The following is an 18,997-nucleotide window of genomic DNA, read 5'->3' as shown; positions in this document are numbered from 1 at the left end:
CAGCCACGACGCGGATCCGACACAAACTAGTCTCGCGTGGGTGAGCGACTGCCTGTTCTGCGAGATGGTGGCCGGCGAGAAGGACACCGTCGGTGTCTACGAGGACGACGTCGTGTTCGCCTTCCTCGACCATCGGCCCGTCTTCAAGGGCCATGTCCTGGTCGTGCCGAAGACTCACGTCGTGACGCTGCTCGACCTCGTCGAGGTCGGTCCCTACTTCGAGCGCGTTCAGGCCATCACCCGTGCCGTCATGACTGGGCTTGAGGCGAAGGGCAGCTTCGTCGCGCTCAACAACGTCGTCTCCCAGTCGGTCGCGCACCTGCACACCCATGTCGTCCCGCGTAACCCGAAGGACGGCCTCAAGGGCTTCTTCTGGCCGCGTACCAAATACGCCTCCGATGAGGAGGCGCGGGAGTACGCCGCGAAGATCCGCGCTCAGATGAGCTGATAGACCAGCTCAGGCCGCCCGATCCCGCCATATTGCGGCAGCCGCCTGGCCGCCCCGCTCTCCGTGAGGTGTTCCAGATAGCGGCGCGCCGTCACCCGTGACACCCCGACCGAGCCGGCGACCGCTGCCGCCGACAGGCCGTCGACGGTGCGGCGGAGCTCGGCGACCACGGCCTCCAGGGTCGGCTGGGTCAGGCCTTTCGGCAGGTGGGAGCGGCCGGGGCCGCGCAGGGTGGCCAGCATGTCGTCGACCTCGCCCTGGCCGCTCGCCTCGCCGGAGGCGTCGGCCGAGGAGCGGAACTTCGCGTACTGGCGCAGTTTGTCGTTCAGTGCGGCGAAGGTGAACGGCTTCAGGACGTACTGCGCCACCCCCGCCGACACCGCTGACCGGACCATCGACAGGTCGCGGGCCGAGGTGATGACGATGACGTCGCAGAGGATCCCGGCGCCTCTGATCGCCCGGCACACCTCCAGGCCGTGCATGTCGGGCAGGTAGAGGTCGAGCAGCACCAGGTCGACGGGCTGCCGCCGCAGGAACCGCAGCGCGTCGCCGCCCGATCTGACCACTCCGGCCACCTCGAACCCCGGCACCCGTTCCACGTAGACGCGGTTGGCCTCGGCGGTGATCTCCTCATCCTCGACGACGAGCACCGAGATCATGTTGCGGTCCTCTCCTGTGACGACCGGGGCATCGCAGTCATCGCGCGACCCTTTCCGCTCGTGGAGACGGGGATCGAACCCTCACACTTGAGCGTCGGCCTCATGATGCGGTCCTCTCCGGCAAGGGCAGTCGTACGGTGAAAACCGCACCCTGATCTGCGGAGACCTCGATCGTGCCGCCCAACCGCCGCACGGCTTGGACGGCCAGTGGGAGGCCCAGGCCGCGTCCGGTGCCCTTGGTCGTCCACCCTCGCTGGTAGGCCTCCTCGACGCGGGCCGGATCCAGTCCCGGTCCGCTGTCGGCGACCCGGATCTCACAAGAGGAGTCAGACGCCCCTACGTGTACCTCCACCCGAGCGGGTGGCGCGCCGGCCATTGCCGCGTCGACCGCGTTGTCGATCAGGTTGCCCAGGATGGCCACCAGGTCATGCGGGTCCAGGCCCACGTCGTCGAGTTCGCTCTCGGGGCTGATTGACAGTTCCACCCCACGCTCGGCCGCCTGCGCCGACTTCCCGAGAAGCAGCGCCGCCAGCACCGGTTCACGCACGGCCGCCACGACTCGGTCGGTGAGTTCCTGGGCCGCTTGGAGTTCCTCGGTCGCGAAGGTCACGGCCTCTTCGGGGCGGCCCAGTTCCACCAGGGTGATCACGGTGTGCAGGCGGTTGGCCGACTCGTGGGCCGCAGACCGCAGGGCGTCGGCGAAGCCGCGTTCGGCGTCGAGTTGGCCCGTCACGTCCTGGAGTTCGGTGTGGTCGCGCAGGGTCACGACGGTGCCGAGGGATCGGGTGCCGGAACGGACCGCCGCCACGCTCACGAGCAGGACCCGGTCGCCGGTCAGGTGGATCTCGTCGGTGCGGTCGCCGCCCGAGGACAACAACTCCGTGAGGGAGGGTGGGAGGCCCAGGTCCACAACCGGCCTCCCTTCGGCGTCAGGTGGAAGGCCGAGGAGTTCGCGGGCGCCGTCGTTGCACAGTGTCAGCACGTTCCGGCCGTCTACCAGCAACAATCCTTCTCGGACGGCGTGCAGGATCGCCTCGTGGTAGTCGTACATCAAGGTCAGTTCCTGGGTTCCGAGGTCGTGGGTGTGGCGGCGGAGGCGGCGGCCGGCCAGGTAGGTGCCGGCGGTTCCGGCGGCCAGGCCCAGCAGGCCGGCGAGGACGCCGGCCTCCAGTTGCTCCCGGAGGCGGCCGCCGATGTTCTCGACAGTTATACCGGCGCTCACCAGGCCTCTGACCTGACCCGAAGCATCCTGTACGGGTGTGATCGTGCGCATCGACGGGCCCAGCGTCCCCGTGTAGGTCTCGCTGACCGTCTGCCCGGCGGCGGGGATGGTGCCCAGGTACTGCCGCCCTATCTCCGCGGGGGTCGGATGCGTGTAGCGGATCCCCGAAGGGCTCATGATCGTGATGAAGCCCACCCCCGTCTCCAGACGCACCTTCTCGGTATACGGCTGCAGCAGGGCGGTCGGGTCAGGGCCGCCCAGCGCCGCCAGCACCGACGGGGCCGACGCCACGCTCACCGCGACCGCCTTGGTCACGGCGGTCGCGTCCTCCGCCACCAGGTCGCGGGTCTGGAGCACGCCCATCACGGTCCCGGCCGCGACGGTCGCCACCACGACGACGATCTGGAGCGCGAACATCTGCCGCGCCAGGCTCCACCGCCGCATCGCCTTCACCTCTCCTGACTCAGTCCAGTGAACGAAATGTACGCAATAGTGACCCAGGTCACTCCCCGGGCAGATAGTCGGCCCATCGAACAACCCAGGGAGAGTGAATTGCCATGTCCGCACCAGCGGAGTCCCCCCAGGCAGCAGCCCCCGAGCGGCGCGACAAGACCCGTTACCTCTATCTCGCGGTCATCGTCGCGGCCGTCGCCGGGATCGCCGTCGGATTCATCGCCCCGGACCTCGGGGTCGCGCTGAAGCCGCTGGGCACCGCCTTCGTGGCGTTGATCAAGATGATGATCAGCCCGATCATCTTCTGCACCATCGTGCTCGGCATCGGCTCGGTCGCCAAAGCCGCCAAGGTCGGCCGGGTCGGCGGGCTCGCCCTCGGATACTTCCTGGTGATGTCGACGGTCGCCCTCGCGATCGGCCTGATCGTGGGCAACATCGTCGACCCCGGACAGGGCCTGCAGCTTACCGACTCGGCGCGTGAGGCCGCGGCGGCCGAGGCGGCCAAGGGCGGGGAGAGCGACACCGTCACGTTCCTGCTCGGCATCATCCCCGCCACCCTCGTGTCGGCGTTCACCGAGGGGTCGGTGCTGCAGACGCTGCTGGTCGCGCTGCTCGCCGGGTTCGCCCTTCAGGCCATGGGGTCGCGGGCGAAGCCGATCCTCAACGGGATCGAGCACATCCAGCGGCTCGTCTTCCGCATCCTCGCCATGATCATGTGGGCCGCGCCGGTCGGCGCGTTCGGGGCGATGGCGGCGGTGGTCGGCGCCACCGGGGTCGACGCGCTGACCAGTCTCGGCGTGATCATGCTCAGCTTCTACGCGACCTGTCTGCTGTTCGTGTTCCTGGTGCTCGGGCCGATGCTGCGTCTGGTCGCGCGGGTCAACATCCTGTCGCTGTTCGGGTATCTGCGGCGGGAGTTCCTGCTGATCCTGTCGACCTCCTCGTCCGAGTCGGCGCTGCCGCGGCTGATCGCGAAGATGGAGCACCTCGGGGTCAGCCGTCCGGTCGTCGGCATCACCGTGCCGACCGGCTACTCGTTCAACCTCGACGGGACCGCGATCTACCTGACGATGGCCACCCTGTTCGTGGCCAGCGCGACCGGGGCTCCTCTGTCGTTCGGTGAGCAGGTCTCGCTGCTGGTCTTCATGATGATCGCGTCCAAGGGCGCGGCCGGGGTCACCGGCGCGGGCCTCGCCACGCTCGCCAGTGGGCTGCAGTCGCACCGGCCCGAGCTGGTCGACGGGGTCGGGCTCATCGTCGGCATCGACCGGTTCATGTCGGAGGCCCGCGCGCTGACCAACTTCGCCGGGAACGCCGTCGCGACCGTCCTCATCGGGAGCTGGACCGGGGAGTTCGACCGGGAACGGGCTCAGGAGGTGCTCTCCGGCCGCGATCCGTTCGACGAGACCACGCTGCTGGACGATGAGCACGAAAACGTCTCAGAAGAGAAGGTTCCCGAACCGGTCCGGTAGGGTTCGCGACGTGGAGCCCCTGGTCGCCGTCCTGGTGGTCGTAGCCCTGGTCGGTGTCCCTGCGGTCGTGCTCTGGCGAGTGCTGCGCGGCCGCCGGGAGCTCGGCAGCGGGCCGGCCGAACGGGCCACGTTCGAGACCCTGCACACCGCCAGTCTCGCGGCGCCCCCGCTCCGGGCCGGGCTCACCCAGGCGGGTGTGCTGAAGGCTTCACGTCATCTGCGGCAACTCCTCGGTTCACCGGCGATAGCGATCACCAACGCCGAGGAGTTGCTGGTCTACGACGGGACCGGCGACCACCACGCGCGCGAGGCGTTCGACCACGCCAAGAGCACGCTCGCGGACGGCCGCATCCAGGTCCTCCAGCTCTCCTGCACGCTGCCCGAATGCCCGATCAGGCACGCGGTGGTCGTCCCGCTCACCACCGACGAGCGGGTGGTGGGCTCGCTGGCCGCCTACGGCGACCACACCTCCGCCGGTCTGGTCCGGGCCGTGCAGGAAGTGGCGCGGTGGGTGGACTCGCAGCTCGCGCTCGCGGAACTCGACCGGTCGCGCACGCTGCTCATGGAGGCTGAGGTACGAGCCCTCCGGGCCCAGATCTCGCCCCACTTCATCTACAACTCCCTCACGACGATCGCCTCGTTCGTGCGGACCGACCCGGAGCGCGCCCGGGAGCTCCTGATCGACTTCGCCGACTTCACGCGTTATTCGTTCCGGAGGCACGGCGACTACACCACGCTCGCCGAGGAGCTGCGGTCGATCGACCGCTACCTCACGCTGGAGCGGGCCCGGTTCGGCGACCAGTTGCAGGTCACGCTGCGGATCGCGCCCGAGGTGCTGGCTGTCGCGGTGCCGTTCCTGTGCATCCAGCCGCTCGTGGAGAACGCGGTCCGGCACGGGCTCGAAAGCAAGCCGGGCGTCGGGCGGATCACGATCATCGCCGAGGACGCCGGGGCGGAGTGCTCGATCACCGTCGAGGACGACGGGCTCGGGATGGACCCCGAACACCTCAGAAAGGTGCTCGCGGGGGAGGAGCGCGCGACGGGCGTCGGCCTGGCCAACGTCGACGAGCGGCTCCGCCAGGTCTACGGTGACGAGTTCGGGCTGGTCGTCGAGACGGGCAAGGGCGCCGGGACGAAGGTCGCCATGCGCATGCCGAAATACCGGCCGGGGGTGGCCGTCCGCTAGCGAACGATCCACTCGGATGGTCATGGATCGCTCGTCGCCGGGCGAACCGGGAGCGAGTGGTTGGCGCCGCTCACGGTGCGAGCCGGGGGCGGTGGTCGGGGCCCGGTGGGCGGGGCCGTAACAGAGAAAAAGTTTTCGTTGTGACGATTCATTGACTTCCAAATGCTGATTTATCACGCTCTAGGGACTCATCGAGTGAAGGGATAACACGTGAGCGGCTTGCGGGTGCTTGCTGTGGATGATGAACAGCACGCCCTTGAAGATCTGGCCTATCTCCTGCGCGCCGATCCCCGTATCGGCGAGGTGCAGACCGCCCGCGACGGGGCCGCCGCGCTGAAGCTGCTCGACCGGGCCATGGCCGAAGGCCGCCCCATCGACGCGGTGTTCCTCGACATCCGCATGCGCGGGCTCGACGGGGTGGTGCTGGGGCGGTTGCTCACCCAGTTCTCGCGTCCGCCGAAGGTCGTCTTCGTGACGGCCTATGAGGACCACGCCGTCGACGCCTTCGAGCTGAAGGCCGAAGACTACCTGCTCAAGCCGGTGCGGCCCGATCGTCTGGCCGAGGCGATCCGGCGTGTCTGCGCGGGCAGCGAGGCCTACACCGAGCCGGAGACCAGCGACACCATCCCGGTCGAGCTGGGCGGGGTGACCCGGTTCGTCGCCTCCACCGAGGTGCGTTACGTGGAGGCCCGTGGCGACTACGCCCGCCTCCACACGGCCACCGGCAGTCATCTCGTCCGCATCCCGCTCGCCGCCCTCGAGGAACGCTGGGCCTCGGCGGGGTTCCTGCGCGTGCACCGCAGCCATCTCGTCGCGGTCAAGCACATCGACGAGCTGCACATCGACTCGGGCCGCTGCGTGGTCCGCATCGGTGACACCGAGATCCCCGTCAGCCGCCGCCACACCCGCGAACTCCGCGACCTGCTGGTGCGGCGCGCCCGCCGGGCCAAGCCCGACCAATGACCAAGTCCCGCCGGGAGACCGTCACCAGCCCGCGCACGAGCGCCGCGCGGCGGCCCCGCTATCCCGTCACCCGGGAGATCGACGAGCAGACCCGGCTCGGCGAGGTCTACATGAGCTCGCTGATCCGCACGCAGTTGCGGCTGGCCCTGTTCGTCTGCACGCTGCTGGCCTGTGTCATAGGGGGGCTGCCCTTACTGTTCCTGCTGGTCCCGTCGCTGCGCGAGGTCGTCGTGCTGGGGCTGCCGCTGCCGTGGCTGGTGCTCGCCGGGCTCATCTACCCCGCGTTCGTCATCGGGGCCTGGCTGTACGTCAGGGCGGCCGAACGCAACGAACGGCGGTTCGCCGAGCTGGTGGAGGGCGATTGAGTTCCCTCGTCGCGATCGTGCTGGTGGTGCTCGCGGCGGTGTTGATCGGGGCGTTCGGGGTCAGGGTCTCGCGGACCACCTCTGACTTCTACGTCGCCTCGCGGACCGTCACCCCGCTCTGGAACGCCTCGGCGATCGGCGGGGAGTATCTGTCGGCGGCCTCGTTCCTGGGCATCGCCGGGCTCATCCTCACCTACGGCGCGGACATGCTGTGGCTGCCGGTCGGGTGGACCGGCGGCTACCTAGTGCTGCTGGTGCTGGTGTCGGCGCCGCTGCGGCGGTCGGGGGCGTACACGCTGCCCGACTTCGCCGAGGCGCGGCTGGAGTCGATGGTGGTGCGGCGCGTGTCGAGCGTGCTCGTCGTGCTCATCGGGTGGCTCTATCTGATGCCGCAGTTCCAGAGCGCCGGCATGGTCTTCCGGGCGATCACCGGGGCGCCCTCGTGGGCCGGTGGGCTGCTGGTCGCGGGCGTCGTCGCGGTGAACGTGCTCTCGGGCGGGATGAAGTCGATCACGTTCGTGCAGGCGTTCCAGTATTGGCTGAAGCTGACTGCGCTGGCCGTGCCGCTCGTGTTCATGCTGCTGGCGTGGCGGGCCGACGGGTCGCCGGGGCTCCAGCCGGGCGACCCCTGGGCGCTGCCGCTGCACGGGCGGGAACATCCCGTCTACGCGACGTATTCGCTGATCCTGGCCACTTTCCTGGGCACGATGGGGCTGCCGCACGTGCTCGTGCGGTTCTACACCAACCCCGACGGACGGGCCGCCCGGCGGACCACCCTGGTTGTGCTGTCGCTGCTGGGAGCCTTCTACCTGCTGCCGTCGATCTACGGCTATCTCGGCCGGGTCTACCTGCCGCCGCTCGACGGGCCCGACTCCGTGGTGCTGGCGCTGCCGGGGCATCTCGTCGGCGGGGTCGCGGGGGAGCTGCTGACCGCGCTGGTCACCGGCGGGGCGTTCGCGGCGTTCCTGTCCACCTCGTCGGGGCTGGCCGTCTCGGTCGCGGGTGTGCTGGGGCAGGACATCCTGCGGTTCACCGACGGCGTGCGGTCGTTCCGGGTGGCGACCGTCATCGGGGTCGCGGTGCCGTTCGGGCTGGCGGTCATCGCGCGGGCGCTGCCGGTGGCCGACGTCGTCGGGCTGGCGTTCGCGGTGGCGGCCTCGTCGTTCTGCCCGCTGCTCGTGCTCGGCATCTGGTGGCGGCGGCTCACCACGTCGGGCGCGGTGGCCGGACTGCTGGCCGGAGGCGGGCTCGCGGCGGTGGCCGGGCTCGTGACCATCGTGGGCGGGCCGCACGGTGGGTGGGCCGGGGCGTTGCTGGCCCAGCCGGCCGCCTGGACGGTGCCGATCTCGTTCTCCGTCATGGTCGTCGTCTCGCTGCTCACCCCCGCCCGGGTGCCGCCCAACGTGACGCGCACGATGGTACGTCTCCACACACCCGAGACACTTGACGTGGACCGGGGCGATTGGCGTCCACGGTCGTCATAACGGACAGTTGAGGTCGGCCGAAAAGGCTGCCGTTCGTCGTGGATAGGGGACCATTCGGCGCAAGCCGTACAACACTGAGCGCCTTTGCTCGTCGGCTCGGCGAAGGACGGGTCTCCGTATCTCCTCCGGAGGTAGCGTCCACTCCTACCTTGTGGGTGATCCAGATCACAGCGTGGGAGGTCTCGTGACGACTCAGCATCATGACTCGTCGGTATATGAGCAGATAAGAGCGACGGATCGGTTCCAGGAGCTGCGCCGGCGCTATCGCTCATGGGCGTTCCCGATGACGGTCGCCTTTTTGGTTTGGTACCTGCTGTACGTCGTGCTGTCCGCGTTCGCGCGCGACTTCATGGCCATCAAAGTGCTGGGCAACATCAACATCGCGTTGATCTTCGGACTGCTCCAGTTCGTTTCCACCTTCGCCATCTCGTGGGCGTACGCACGGCATTCGGCCGCCAAGCTCGACCCCCTGGCCGACGAGCTTCGCGGTGAGATCGAGAAGGTGGAGAAGTAAATGAGCCACACGACACTCGCCACCGTCCTGTTCCTGCTCTTCGTGGTCGGGACGCTGGGAATCACCTTCTGGGCCAGCCGCCAGAACAAGACCGCGGCCGACTACTACGCCGGCGGGCGCTCGTTCAGCGCGGCGCAGAACGGCCTGGCCATCGGCGGCGACTACATGTCGGCCGCCTCGTTCCTCGGCATCGCCGGCCTGATCGCCCTCTACGGCTACGACGGCTTCCTCTACTCCATCGGCTTCCTGGTGGCGTGGCTCGTCGCGCTGCTGCTGGTCGCCGAGCTGATGCGGAACTCCGGCAAGTACACGATGGCCGACGTGCTGGCCTTCCGGATGAGCCCCCGGCCCGTCCGCACCGCCGCCGGCGTCTCCACCATCGTGGTGTCGATCTTCTACCTGCTCGCCCAGATGGTCGGCGCGGGCGCCCTGGTCGGCCTGCTGCTCGGCATCACCTCCGACTCGGGCAAGGCGCTGACCATCGTCGGCGTCGGCATCCTGATGATCGTGTACGTCGTCGTCGGCGGCATGAAGGGCACCACCTGGGTCCAGATCGTCAAGGCCGTGCTGCTGATGAGCGGCGCGACCCTGGTGACCCTGCTGGTCCTGGGCAAGTACGGCTTCAACCTGTCCGGCCTGATGGGCGAGGCCGCGGAGAAGAGCGGGAAGGCCGCGGCCTTCCTGGAGCCGGGCCTGCGCTACGGCACCGAGGCCCAGGGCATCTGGGGCAAGTTCGACCTGATCAGCTTGGGCCTTGCTCTGGTTCTCGGTACGGCGGGTCTGCCGCACATCCTCATCCGCTTCTACACCGTGCCCACCGCCAAGGACGCCCGTAAGTCGGTCCTGTGGGGCATCGGCATCATCGGCACCTTCTACCTGCTCACCCTGGTCCTGGGCTTCGGCGCGGCGGCCATGGTCGGCAGCGACGCGATCAGGGCCGAGAACCCGGCCGGCAACACGGCGGCGCCACAGCTCGCCCTGGCGATCGGCGAGGCCATCTTCGGCGAGGTCGGCGGCACGATCCTGCTGGCTGTCATCGCCGCCGTCGCCTTCGCCACGATCCTCGCGGTCGTCGCCGGTCTGACCCTCGCCAGCTCCTCCAGCTTCGCCCACGACCTCTACGCGCACGTCTTCAAGCGCGGCAACGTCTCGGAGAAGCAGGAGATCCTGGTCGCCCGCATCTCCGCGTTCGTCATCGGCGCGGTGGCGATCGGCCTGGGCATCCTGGCGCAGGCGCAGAACGTGGCCTTCCTGGTCGCCCTGGCCTTCGCCATCGCGGCCTCGGGCAACCTGCCCGCGATCCTCTACAGCCTGTTCTGGAAGAGGTTCAACACCTCCGGCGCGGTCGCCTCGATCTACGGCGGACTCGGTTCCGCCCTGATCCTGGTGATCTTCTCGCCGGTCGTGTCGGGCCGCCCGACCTCGCTGATCAAGGACGTGGACTTCCACTGGTTCCCGATGGAGAACCCGGGTCTGTTCTCGATCCCGATCGGCTTCCTGTGCGGCTACATCGCCACGCGGATGAGCAAGGAGTTCAACGAGTCGAAGTACGCCGAGATGGAGGTCCGCTCCCTCACCGGCGTCGGTGCCGAGAAGGCGTCCAGCCACTGATAGCTCCTCCAGGAGAGAGAGGCCCTCGGGACCCGCCCCCGGGGGCTTCTCGCTTGTGTAAGGCGGGTATCCCTTTTCCGGCATGTCGGGCCGGTGGGGACAACGGTTATGGTCGGCGCGTGGACAGCCCTTCGGACGCGCGCAGCCGGATCCTCGACGCCGCCGAGGAACTGTTCGCCGGCGGCGGCTACGACGCCACCCCGACCGCCCGCATCGCCCAGGTCGCGGGGGTGCCCAAAGGGCTCGTGTTCCACTACTTCCCCCGCAAGATCGACGTTTTGGTCTCCCTGGTCGACGAACGCACCCTCGTCACCGAGGAAGACCCCGAGCCGCAGCCCGACGACCCCGCCCGCGCGCTGTCCCGGCTGGCCCGCCGCATCCCCCTGACGGCCTCGCCGTCGATGCGCCGCATCCTGTTCCGCGAGGCCGACACGCACCGGTCGGTGAAGGACCGCATCCACGGCCTGAACAGTGAGATCATCCGCCGGACCCGGTTCGCCCTGGAACTGGCCCTGCCCGGCGGCCGGGGAGACGCGGCCCGGCTCGAAGCAGCGGCGGCGACGTTCGCGGCGGTGCTGCTCTACCAGGAGAGCATCAGCCACCTGACCGGCCACACGATCGACGCCGACGTCGTGGCCGACCTGATCGCGACGGCCCTGTTTGGCTGATTTCGGCTAGAGGTGTCGAAAAACGCCGTTCCCGTTCGAGGAGAAGGCATGAACCGAATCATGCTGACCCTCGGCGCCCTCGCCGGCCCCTTCTACGTCGTCGTCTCCCTCCTCGAAATCGTCACCCGTGACGGCTTCGACCCCCTGCGCGAGCCGTGGAGCGCCCTGTCCCTGGGCGATCTCGGCTGGATCCACGTCGCCAACCTCGCGCTCTCCGGCCTGGCTGTCATCGCCGGAGCGTCCGCGTTCACCGGGCTGCTCAGGGTCCTTTTCTCTCTGTACGGCCTGAGCCTCCTGGGCGCCGGAATCTTCACGATCGACCCCGTCGGCAGTGAGGTGAGCGTCTCCGGCACCCTCCACTTCGTCTGCGGCGCGATCGGCTTCACCGCCATCACGGTCGCGGCCCTCGTCCTGGCCCGCCGGTTCCGCGCCGAGGGTGAGCCCGGCTGGGCCCTCGGCTCAGCTCTCGGCGGGATCTTCTTCATCGCGGGCTTCGCCGCGATGGCCTCGGCGGGCGGAGCCGGTTGGAGCCTGCTCCTGTTCACCGCCGGGGTCATCGTGATCTCGGCCTGGTTCACCGCGATCTGCGTGCGACTCCTCAGGTCACCGGCCGGTGCCCAGAGTGCGCAGGCCCGGTAGGGCGCGGTCGGTGTAGTCGAACAGGGCCTGGTTCTCCCAGCCGTTGCCCGAACTCGGGTCGGCCGGGTCCCAGCCGTTGCCGGGCACGCCCGTCCAGGTCGCCTCCCAGTAGAAGAGGCCCAGGCCCAGCCCGTTGGGGACGGCCCTGATGATGTCGTACATCTTCTTCAGGAACGCCACCTGGCCCTGCGGGGTCGCCGGATAGCCCGGGTAGGGCTCGGCGGACAGGATGATGTTCTCCCAGCCGTCCTTGTCGGCCGTGGTGAACGGGTAGGCGGTCTCGGCCACGACGACCGGTTTGCCGTAGCGGGTGGCGACGTCGTTGAGGTTGGCCTGGAAGGCTTCGAAGGTTCCGTGCCAGTACGGGTAGTAGGACAGGCCGATCACGTCATAGCGGATGCCGTGGGTGGCGGCGTTGTCGAACCACCAGCGGTAGAGGCCGTTGTCGCCGCCGTTGGCCAGATGGATGATCACCTTGGTGTTACGGGAGACGGCCTTGACGGCGTCGTATCCGGCGTTGAGCAGGCCGGCCATGCCGGGCCAGTCGGTGTACTGCCCGTCGGGCCAGAGCAGGCCGCCGTTGAGTTCGTTGCCGATCTGGACCAGGTCGGCGGTCGCGCCCTGCCGTTTCAACGTGTTCAGGACGTCGAAGGTGTGGTCGTACACGGCCTGTCTGAGCTGGTCGTAGGGGAGGGCGGCCCAGGCGGCGGGCTTGTTCTGCTTGCCGGGGTCGGCCCACGAGTCGGAGTAGTGGAAGTCGACCAGCACCTTCATGCCGAGCGCCTTGGCCCGTTTCGCGACGGCGACCACGTGGGCCTTGTCGTTGTAGCCGTCGGCCGGGTACACCCAGACCTTGAGCCGGATGTGGTTCACGCCGGCCTGCTGCATGATCCGCAGCGCGTCACCGTGTCTACCGCCCGGGTCGCGGTAGACACCCCCGTACACCTCGGACTTGGCGAGGCTGGAGACGTCGGCGCCGCGGATCGGTACTGGCGGCCCGGCCTGCGCGGGTGCTGGTAACCCGAGCAGACCGAGAGTGGCCGCGAGGGCCACGAGCGTGCGTTTCACCTGGTTCCTCCGGTTGGGGCGTCAGGGGGTGCGCACGACGCACACCCCACCGGCGGGCACCTCCCCGGTGAAGGGGGCACCCGAGATCAGGTCCGCGCCGACCACGCCCGGGACCGGGGCGGCGGCGTCGGCGTGGTTGATGAGGAAGACATAGGGGCCGCGCTCGACCATTTCGAGGGCGTCAGGGAGCTCGCCCGGCCGGGTGACACCGGCTCTGACGACGATCTCGGCGAGGAGTTCCCGCAGGTCGTCGGGGGCGGTCGCGATGTACCAGGCGACGCCCGCGCCGAGGTTGTGCCTGGTCACGGCCGCGTGTCCGGCATCCGGCCCGGTGGCGAAGCTCTGGACGGTCCGCGCTCCGGCGGGACGCACCCGCTCGGACCAGATCCGCCCGACCCCGTCGGGCCTGCCGAGGGCGACGGTCTCGTCGTCCCTGAGGGGGTGGAACTCTTCCACGCTCAGGCCGAGCACCTCGCGCAGCACGCCCGGGTAGGCGCCCGGGTGAATCGTGTCGTGCTCGTTGACGATCCCGGAGAAATACGACACCACGAGGCTGCCGCCGTCTTCGACGTAGCGCTGGAGGTTCTTCGCCGAGCCTTCGGTGAGCAGGTAGGCGCTCGGTGCCACGACCAGCCGATATCCCGAAATATCGGCCGATGGATGGACGAAATCCACCGTCACGTGCTCCCGCCACAGCGCCGCGTAGTACGCCTCCACCCGTTCCAGGAACCGCAGCTCAGTGGACGGACGCCAGTCCAGTTCGAGGGCCCAGTACGACTCCCAGTCCCACACGATCGCGACCTCGGCGCTCACCCGGCTCCCCGCCACCTCGGCCAGCCGGCCGACCTCCGCGCCCAGGCGCACCACGTCGCGCCAGAGCGCCGAGTCGGTGCCGGCGTGCGGGACCATCGCCGAGTGGAACTTCTCGGCGCCGAACCGGGAGGCCCGCCACTGGAAGAACATCACCGCGTCGGAGCCCCTGGCCACGTGGGCGAGGCTGTTGCGGCGCATCTCGCCTGGACGTTTGGCGACACCCCACCGCTGCCAGTTGACCGCGCCGGTGGAGTGCTCCATCAGCAGCCACGGGCCGCCCCCGGCGAGCGAGCGGCTGAGGTCGGCCGACATGGCGAGGTGGATGTGGTTGTCGGGGCGTTCGGCGTCGAGATAGTGGTCGTTGGCGATGACGTCGACGTCGCCGGCCCACGTCCAGAGGTCCATGGACTTGCAGTTGACCGTCCCGGCGAAGTTGGTGGTCACCGGTTTGCCGGTCAGCAGTTCCTTCTGCAGCAGGTAGTGGCCCCGGTGCTCATCGTTGGCGAAGCGGGCGTAGTCGAGGCGCTGGGCGGGGTTCACCACTGTGTGGCTCCAGCGGGGGGCGTCGATCTCGGCCCAGTCGCCGTAGTGCTGACCCCAGAACGTGGTGCCCCAGGCGTGGTTGAGGGCATCGAGGGTGGCGTACCGGACCTTGAGCCATTCTCTGAACGCGGCCACGCTGGCCTCGCAGTAGCACTCGCCGAGCGGGGCGCCGTATTCGTTGTGGACGTGCCACATCACCACCGCCGGGTGGTCGCCGTAGCGCTGCGCCAGGCGGGAGACCAGTTCGGCGGTGGCGTGGCGGAACGCGGGGTGGCTGGAGCAGGCGTGCTCCCGGCCGCCGGTGCCGACCCGGCGGCCCTCCCGGGTCACGGGGCGCGAGTCTGGATGTTTCAGGGAGAACCACGGCGGCGGCGCGGCGGTCGGGGTGCCCAAGTTGACCGCGATCCCGGCCGCGTGGAGGCGGTCGACGACCTCGTCGAGCCAGCCGAACTCGTAGCGGCCCTCGGCCGGTTCGAGCAGGGCCCAGGCGAAGATGCCCAGGCTGACCATGGTCACCCCGGCCTCCCGCATCAGCCGGACGTCCTCCTCCTGCACCTCGCGCGGCCACTGTTCCGGGTTGTAGTCGCCGCCGAACGCGATGCCTGCCACGGGTCCCCCAGTGCTTTGGTTCTGTGAACGTGCACAGTAATTCACGGCGGTAGGGCCGTCCAGTTAACGAGCATGTAACGGGGCATTGACAGCAAATCGCCGTGCTTTCAGTCTGTGAACGTTCACAGAGACTCCTCCCGGAGGTTCGGATGCGTACGACACGACTGGCCTTCGCCGCGCTCGCCGTCACCCTGGCCGCCGGGTGCAGCAGCAGCGGCACCGTTGAAGAACCCCAAGCGGTCGCGCCCGCAGGCCCGGTCGCGCTGACCTACTGGACCTGGGCCCCGAACATGGACAAGATCGCCGAGGTCTGGAACCAGGCCAACCCCGACATCAAGGTCACCGTCAGCAAGCAGGCCGGCGGCGACGACGCGGCCGCCAAGTTCCTCACCGCCGCCAAGGCCGGCAACGCCCCCGATCTGGTCCAGGCCGAATACCAGCACTTACCGTCGTTCGTCGCCGCCGACGCGGTGGCCGACCTGGCCGCCGACACCGCCGCGATCAAGGGCGAGTTCAGCCAGGGACTGTGGGGCCTGGTGACCCTGGGCACCGACGGCGTCTACGCGATCCCGCAGGACAGCGGCCCGATGATGCTCTACTACCGCAAGGACCTCTTCGAGAAGTACAAGATCGCCGTCCCCAGGACCTGGGACGAATACGCCGAGGCCGCCCGCACGGTCCACAAGGCCGACCCCAAGGTCTACCTGGGCAGCTTCTCCAGCAAGGACCCCGGCTGGTTCGCGGGCCTGGCCCAGCAGGCGGGCGCCCAGTGGTGGACGATCGCCGGCGACGCCTGGAAGGTCGGCATCAACGATGCCGCGACCACGAAGGTCGCCGAGTTCTGGGGCGGCCTGGTGGCCGAGGGCGTCATCGACGACCAGCCCTACTTCACCCCCGAATGGAACAAGGCCCTCAACGAGGGCACCCAGCTCAGCTGGCCCTCGGCGGTCTGGGGCCCCGGCGTCCTGGAGAGCAACGCCCCCGACGGCAAGGGCAAATGGGCCGTCGCCCCGCTCCCGCAGTGGTCGGCGGGGGAGAACTCCAGCGGCTTCTGGGGCGGGTCGTCCACCGCGATCTCGTCCGGTACGAAGAACAAGGCCGCCGCGCTGAAGTTCGCGACCTGGCTGAACACCGACCCCGCGGCCCTCGACCTGCTGGTCAAGGAGGCCTTCATCTACCCGGCGTCCGGGAAGGGCCAGGCGTCTTTGGGCGAGCCCCCGGCGTACTTCGCCGAGAGCCAGCCCGACTTCTGGACCCAGGCCGCGGCGATCGGGGCGACGGCGCGGGGCTTCACGTTCGGTCCTAACGTCGGGGTGACGTACAACGCCTACAAGGACGGCTTCGACAAGGCCCTCCAGGACAAGTCGGCCTTCGGCGGCGCGGTGACCTTCATGCAGGAAGCCACCGTGGCCGACATGCAGAAGTCCGGCTTCACCCTGGAGGACTAGATGTCCATCCGACCTGACGGCGCTTCTCAGATCGCGTCCAGCAAAGACAGCCGCACCTCTCGGAGCGGCTCGACCCGAGAAGGTGGCGTTTCCCGGGGTGCCGCGCCTTACCTGTTCCTGGCACCCGCGATCGTGCTGTTCGTCCTGTTCTTCGCGTTGCCCATCGCCTACACCGTCTTTCTGAGCTTCCGTCGCACCCAGGTCTCCGGGCTCGGCCTGGGGCGTGGGGCCCGGCAGGAGGTGTGGGCCGGGGGCGCGAATCTCCAGGCTGCGGTGAGCGACGGGGAGCTGTGGGCGGGCTGGTTGCGGGTGCTCGGTTATGGGGCGCTCGTGCTGGTCGTGATGCTGGGGCTGGCGTTGTTGTTCGCGTTGTTCCTGGACTCGGCCCACGTCAGGCTGGCGCGGTTCAGCCGGATCGCGATCTTCCTGCCCTACGCCGTGCCGGGGGTGGTGGCCTCGCTGCTGTGGGGGTTCCTCTACCTGCCGAGCCTCACGCCGATCGGCGGGATCGACTTCCTGGGTGCGACCGCGGTGACCTATTCGATGGCCAACGTGGCGGTGTGGGGTGGGACGGGGTTCAACATGCTCGTCCTCTACACGAACCTGCGGGCCATCCCGCGTAGCTACTACGAGGCCGCCCGCATCGACGGGGCCTCCGAACTCGCCATCGCGCTGCGGATCAAGCTGCCGATGCTGGTGCCGGCGATCGTCCTGACCACGGTCTTCTCGCTGATCGCCACCATTCAGGTCTTCACCGAACCGACCACCCTGCGGCCGCTGACCAACACGATCAGCTCGACCTGGAGCCCCTTGATGAAGGTCTATCGGGACGCCTTCGTGACCGGCGACCTCTACTCGGCGGCGGCGACGTCGCTGGTGATCGCGGCGGTGTCGATGGTCGTGTCGTTCGGGTTCCTGCGCGTGGTGCGCGGGCGTGCGTTCGGGGAGGCCTGATGACGCCTCAGCGTCTGATTCCGACCGGGATCCTGCTGATCGGGGCGCTCTACTGTCTGCTGCCGGTGAGCTGGGTGCTGGTCTCGGCGACCAAGTCGCCGGGGGAGTTGTTCACCCTCGGCACCTTCACCCCCGGCACGGGACTGCTCGACAACCTGGCGGAGCTCAATTCGTACAGGAACGGGGTTTTCTGGAAGTGGATGGCCAACACCGCGTTCTACGCGGGCGGTGGCGCGCTGCTGTCGACGGTCGTGTCGGCGGTGGCGGGGTTCGCGCTGGCCAAGTATCGGTTCCGGGGACGGAACCTGATCTTCAACGTGCTGATCGGCGGGGTGCTGGTCCCGTCGGTGGTGCTGGCCGTGCCGCAGTATCTGCTGTTCGCCAAGATCGGGCTCGCCGACACCTACTGGGCCGTGCTGCTGCCGCAGATCCTGCATCCGTACGGCATCTACCTCGCCCGCATCTACGCGGGTGCCGCCGTGCCCGACTCACTGCTCGAAGCCGGCCGGATCGACGGCGGTAGCGAGTGGCGGCTGCTCGGCAGGGTCGGCGTGCCGCTGATGGTGCCGGGGATGGTGACGATCTTCCTGTTCCAGTTCGTCGCCATCTGGAACAATTTCCTGCTGCCGTTCATCATGCTCGGCGACGACGGCAAGTTCCCGCTGACCGTCGGCCTCTACACCCTGCTCGCGGCCGGGGCCAACCAGCCCTCGCTCTACAACCTGATCGTCACCGGCGCGCTGCTGTCGATCATTCCGCTGATCGCGCTGTTCCTGACGATGCAGCGCTACTGGCGGACCGACCTCTCGGGCGGAGCCGTCAAAGGTTAGTGGAGAATAACGGCGTGAAACGGCCCACCATCCACGACGTCGCAGCGGCGGCGGGCGTATCGCGCGGGACCGTCTCCCGGGTGCTCAACGGCGACCGATACGTCAGCACCGCCGCCCGGCTGGCCACAGAAAGGGCCATCGCCGAGACGGGCTACGTGGTGAACCGCAACGCGCGCAGCCTGGTCACCCAGCGCGCCGGTTCGGTGGTCATGGTCCTGTCGGAACCCAACGAGAAGATCTTCGAAGACCCCAACTACAGCACCACCATCCGCACCGCGATCCGCCGCCTGGCCGCCCGCGACCTCTCCCTGGTGATGATGATCGCGGGCGACGCCGGCGACAGAGACCGGGTCCTCCGTTACGTCAAGGGCGGCCACGCCGACGGGGTCCTGCTCCAGTCGACCCACGCCGGAGACCCGCTGGTCGAGGCCCTCGAAGGGCTGCGCATCCCGGCCGTGTCGTGCGGCGCGGTGATCGGCATGGAGAACGTCATCCCCTTCGCCGCCTGCGACGAGCGCGGCGGAGCCCGGCAGATGACCCGCTACCTGGTCGAACAGGGCCGCAAGAAGATCGCCATCATCACCGGTCCGATGGACACCCCCGGCGGCATCCAGCGCCTGGAAGGCTTCACCGACGAACTGGGCCGCCGGGCGTCCAAGAAACTGATCGAACACGGCGACTGGACCCGCCTGTCGGGCGAACAGGCGATGGCCCGCCTCTTGGAGCGCTCCCCTGATCTCGACGCCGTCTTCTGCGCCTCCGACGTCATGGCCGGGGGAGCACTGGCGACCCTGCGCGCCGCCGGCCGGCGGGTCCCCGACGACGTGGCCGTCGGCGGCTTCGACGACTCCGACGTGGCCATGTCGACCCACCCGCCACTGACCACGATCCGCCAGCCACTGGCCGAGATCGCCGAGGAGACGGTGCGGATCCTGCTCGACCTGATCGACGGCGCGGAGCAGGTGGAGTCGGTGACGGTGCCGACCCGGCTGGTGATCCGCGAGTCGGCCTAGAGGGCTAACCCCGTGGCGTGACCATCCCGTTCCGA

General features: G+C 68.9%; 18 protein-coding genes. 14 read left to right on the top strand and 4 right to left on the bottom strand.

All coding sequences use genetic code 11. From position 1 onward, the window contains the following. Positions 1-40 precede the first annotated feature (40 nt). Positions 41-448: an HIT family protein gene (locus tag AW272_RS12520; RefSeq protein ID WP_157518507.1), complete on the top strand. Its 408-nt coding sequence runs from the start codon at positions 41-43 to the stop codon at positions 446-448. Here AW272_RS12520 and AW272_RS12515 read toward each other — a convergent pair. Both AW272_RS12515 and AW272_RS12510 read right to left on the bottom strand, forming a co-directional pair. Next, a complete protein-coding gene (locus AW272_RS12515) occupies positions 436-1,107 on the bottom strand; it encodes a response regulator (protein ID WP_066363965.1) in 672 nt (223 codons plus the stop codon). The genes AW272_RS12520 and AW272_RS12515 overlap by 13 nt on opposite strands. Positions 1,108-1,207: 100 nt before the next feature. Further along, positions 1,208-2,773, bottom strand: a complete 1,566-nt coding sequence (locus AW272_RS12510) for a sensor histidine kinase (protein ID WP_066363964.1) — start codon at positions 2,771-2,773, stop codon at positions 1,208-1,210. Positions 2,774-2,886: 113 nt separating this feature from the next. Between AW272_RS12510 and AW272_RS12505 the strand changes: the two genes are divergently transcribed. The 9 genes from AW272_RS12505 to AW272_RS12465 all read left to right on the top strand — a co-directional run bounded on the left by AW272_RS12505 (position 2,887) and on the right by AW272_RS12465 (position 11,684). Next, positions 2,887-4,254, top strand: coding sequence for a cation:dicarboxylate symporter family transporter (locus AW272_RS12505; protein ID WP_066363963.1), 1,368 nt, complete (start codon positions 2,887-2,889; stop codon positions 4,252-4,254). A 10-nt stretch (positions 4,255-4,264) separates the two neighbouring features. After that, positions 4,265-5,440, top strand: coding sequence for a sensor histidine kinase (locus AW272_RS12500; RefSeq protein ID WP_218010872.1), 1,176 nt, complete (start codon positions 4,265-4,267; stop codon positions 5,438-5,440). A gap of 210 nt (positions 5,441-5,650) precedes the next feature. Then, positions 5,651-6,403: a LytR/AlgR family response regulator transcription factor gene (locus tag AW272_RS12495; protein ID WP_066363962.1), complete on the top strand. Its 753-nt coding sequence runs from the start codon at positions 5,651-5,653 to the stop codon at positions 6,401-6,403. Continuing rightward, positions 6,400-6,768, top strand: coding sequence for a hypothetical protein (locus AW272_RS12490; RefSeq protein WP_066363961.1), 369 nt, complete (start codon positions 6,400-6,402; stop codon positions 6,766-6,768). Before AW272_RS12495 ends, AW272_RS12490 begins: the two co-directional genes overlap by 4 nt. Then, positions 6,765-8,252 carry a sodium/solute symporter gene (locus AW272_RS12485; protein ID WP_066363959.1) on the top strand — a complete coding sequence of 496 codons (1,488 nt, stop codon included), beginning with the start codon at positions 6,765-6,767 and terminating at the stop codon, positions 8,250-8,252. The genes AW272_RS12490 and AW272_RS12485 overlap by 4 nt, the downstream gene beginning before the upstream one ends. A 184-nt stretch (positions 8,253-8,436) precedes the next feature. Next, complete coding sequence (locus AW272_RS12480; RefSeq protein ID WP_083958247.1) at positions 8,437-8,766, top strand: DUF485 domain-containing protein; 330 nt, start codon at positions 8,437-8,439, stop codon at positions 8,764-8,766. Next, a complete protein-coding gene (locus tag AW272_RS12475) occupies positions 8,767-10,377 on the top strand; it encodes a monocarboxylic acid transporter (protein WP_066363955.1) in 1,611 nt (536 codons plus the stop codon). Between the two features lie 119 nt (positions 10,378-10,496). Beyond that, complete coding sequence (locus tag AW272_RS12470) at positions 10,497-11,045, top strand: TetR/AcrR family transcriptional regulator (protein WP_066363954.1); 549 nt, start codon at positions 10,497-10,499, stop codon at positions 11,043-11,045. Between the two features lie 48 nt (positions 11,046-11,093). After that, positions 11,094-11,684 carry a DUF998 domain-containing protein gene (locus tag AW272_RS12465; RefSeq protein ID WP_066363953.1) on the top strand — a complete coding sequence of 197 codons (591 nt, stop codon included), beginning with the start codon at positions 11,094-11,096 and terminating at the stop codon, positions 11,682-11,684. On the opposite strand, the gene AW272_RS12460 is transcribed toward AW272_RS12465, so the two are convergent. After that, positions 11,649-12,752 carry a glycoside hydrolase family 53 protein gene (locus AW272_RS12460; RefSeq protein ID WP_066363952.1) on the bottom strand — a complete coding sequence of 368 codons (1,104 nt, stop codon included), beginning with the start codon at positions 12,750-12,752 and terminating at the stop codon, positions 11,649-11,651. The two genes, AW272_RS12465 and AW272_RS12460, sit on opposite strands and share 36 nt — an antisense overlap. 21 nt (positions 12,753-12,773) lie before the next feature. Continuing rightward, positions 12,774-14,717: a beta-galactosidase gene (locus tag AW272_RS12455; RefSeq protein WP_066363948.1), complete on the bottom strand. Its 1,944-nt coding sequence runs from the start codon at positions 14,715-14,717 to the stop codon at positions 12,774-12,776. A 149-nt stretch (positions 14,718-14,866) separates the two neighbouring features. On the opposite strand from AW272_RS12455, the gene AW272_RS12450 reads away from it, so the two are divergent. From AW272_RS12450 to AW272_RS12435, 4 genes are read left to right on the top strand one after another with little or no spacing between them, the layout of a single operon-like run. Beyond that, a complete protein-coding gene (locus AW272_RS12450; protein WP_066363947.1) occupies positions 14,867-16,165 on the top strand; it encodes an ABC transporter substrate-binding protein in 1,299 nt (432 codons plus the stop codon). Then, on the top strand, positions 16,166-17,119 hold the full coding sequence (locus AW272_RS12445; RefSeq protein ID WP_083958246.1) for a carbohydrate ABC transporter permease: 954 nt from the start codon (positions 16,166-16,168) through the stop codon (positions 17,117-17,119). Continuing rightward, positions 17,119-17,949, top strand: a complete 831-nt coding sequence (locus AW272_RS12440) for a carbohydrate ABC transporter permease (protein ID WP_066363945.1) — start codon at positions 17,119-17,121, stop codon at positions 17,947-17,949. Before AW272_RS12445 ends, AW272_RS12440 begins: the two co-directional genes overlap by 1 nt. A 14-nt stretch (positions 17,950-17,963) precedes the next feature. Then, a complete protein-coding gene (locus tag AW272_RS12435; protein WP_218010871.1) occupies positions 17,964-18,962 on the top strand; it encodes a LacI family DNA-binding transcriptional regulator in 999 nt (332 codons plus the stop codon). Positions 18,963-18,997 lie beyond the last annotated feature (35 nt).

It is taken from the genome of Herbidospora mongoliensis (assembly GCF_001570545.1).
Taxonomy (GTDB): Bacteria; Actinomycetota; Actinomycetes; order Streptosporangiales; family Streptosporangiaceae; genus Herbidospora; species Herbidospora mongoliensis.
Note: the sequence above shows the minus strand (reverse complement) of the source record. Positions and strands in the feature narration are given on the sequence as shown.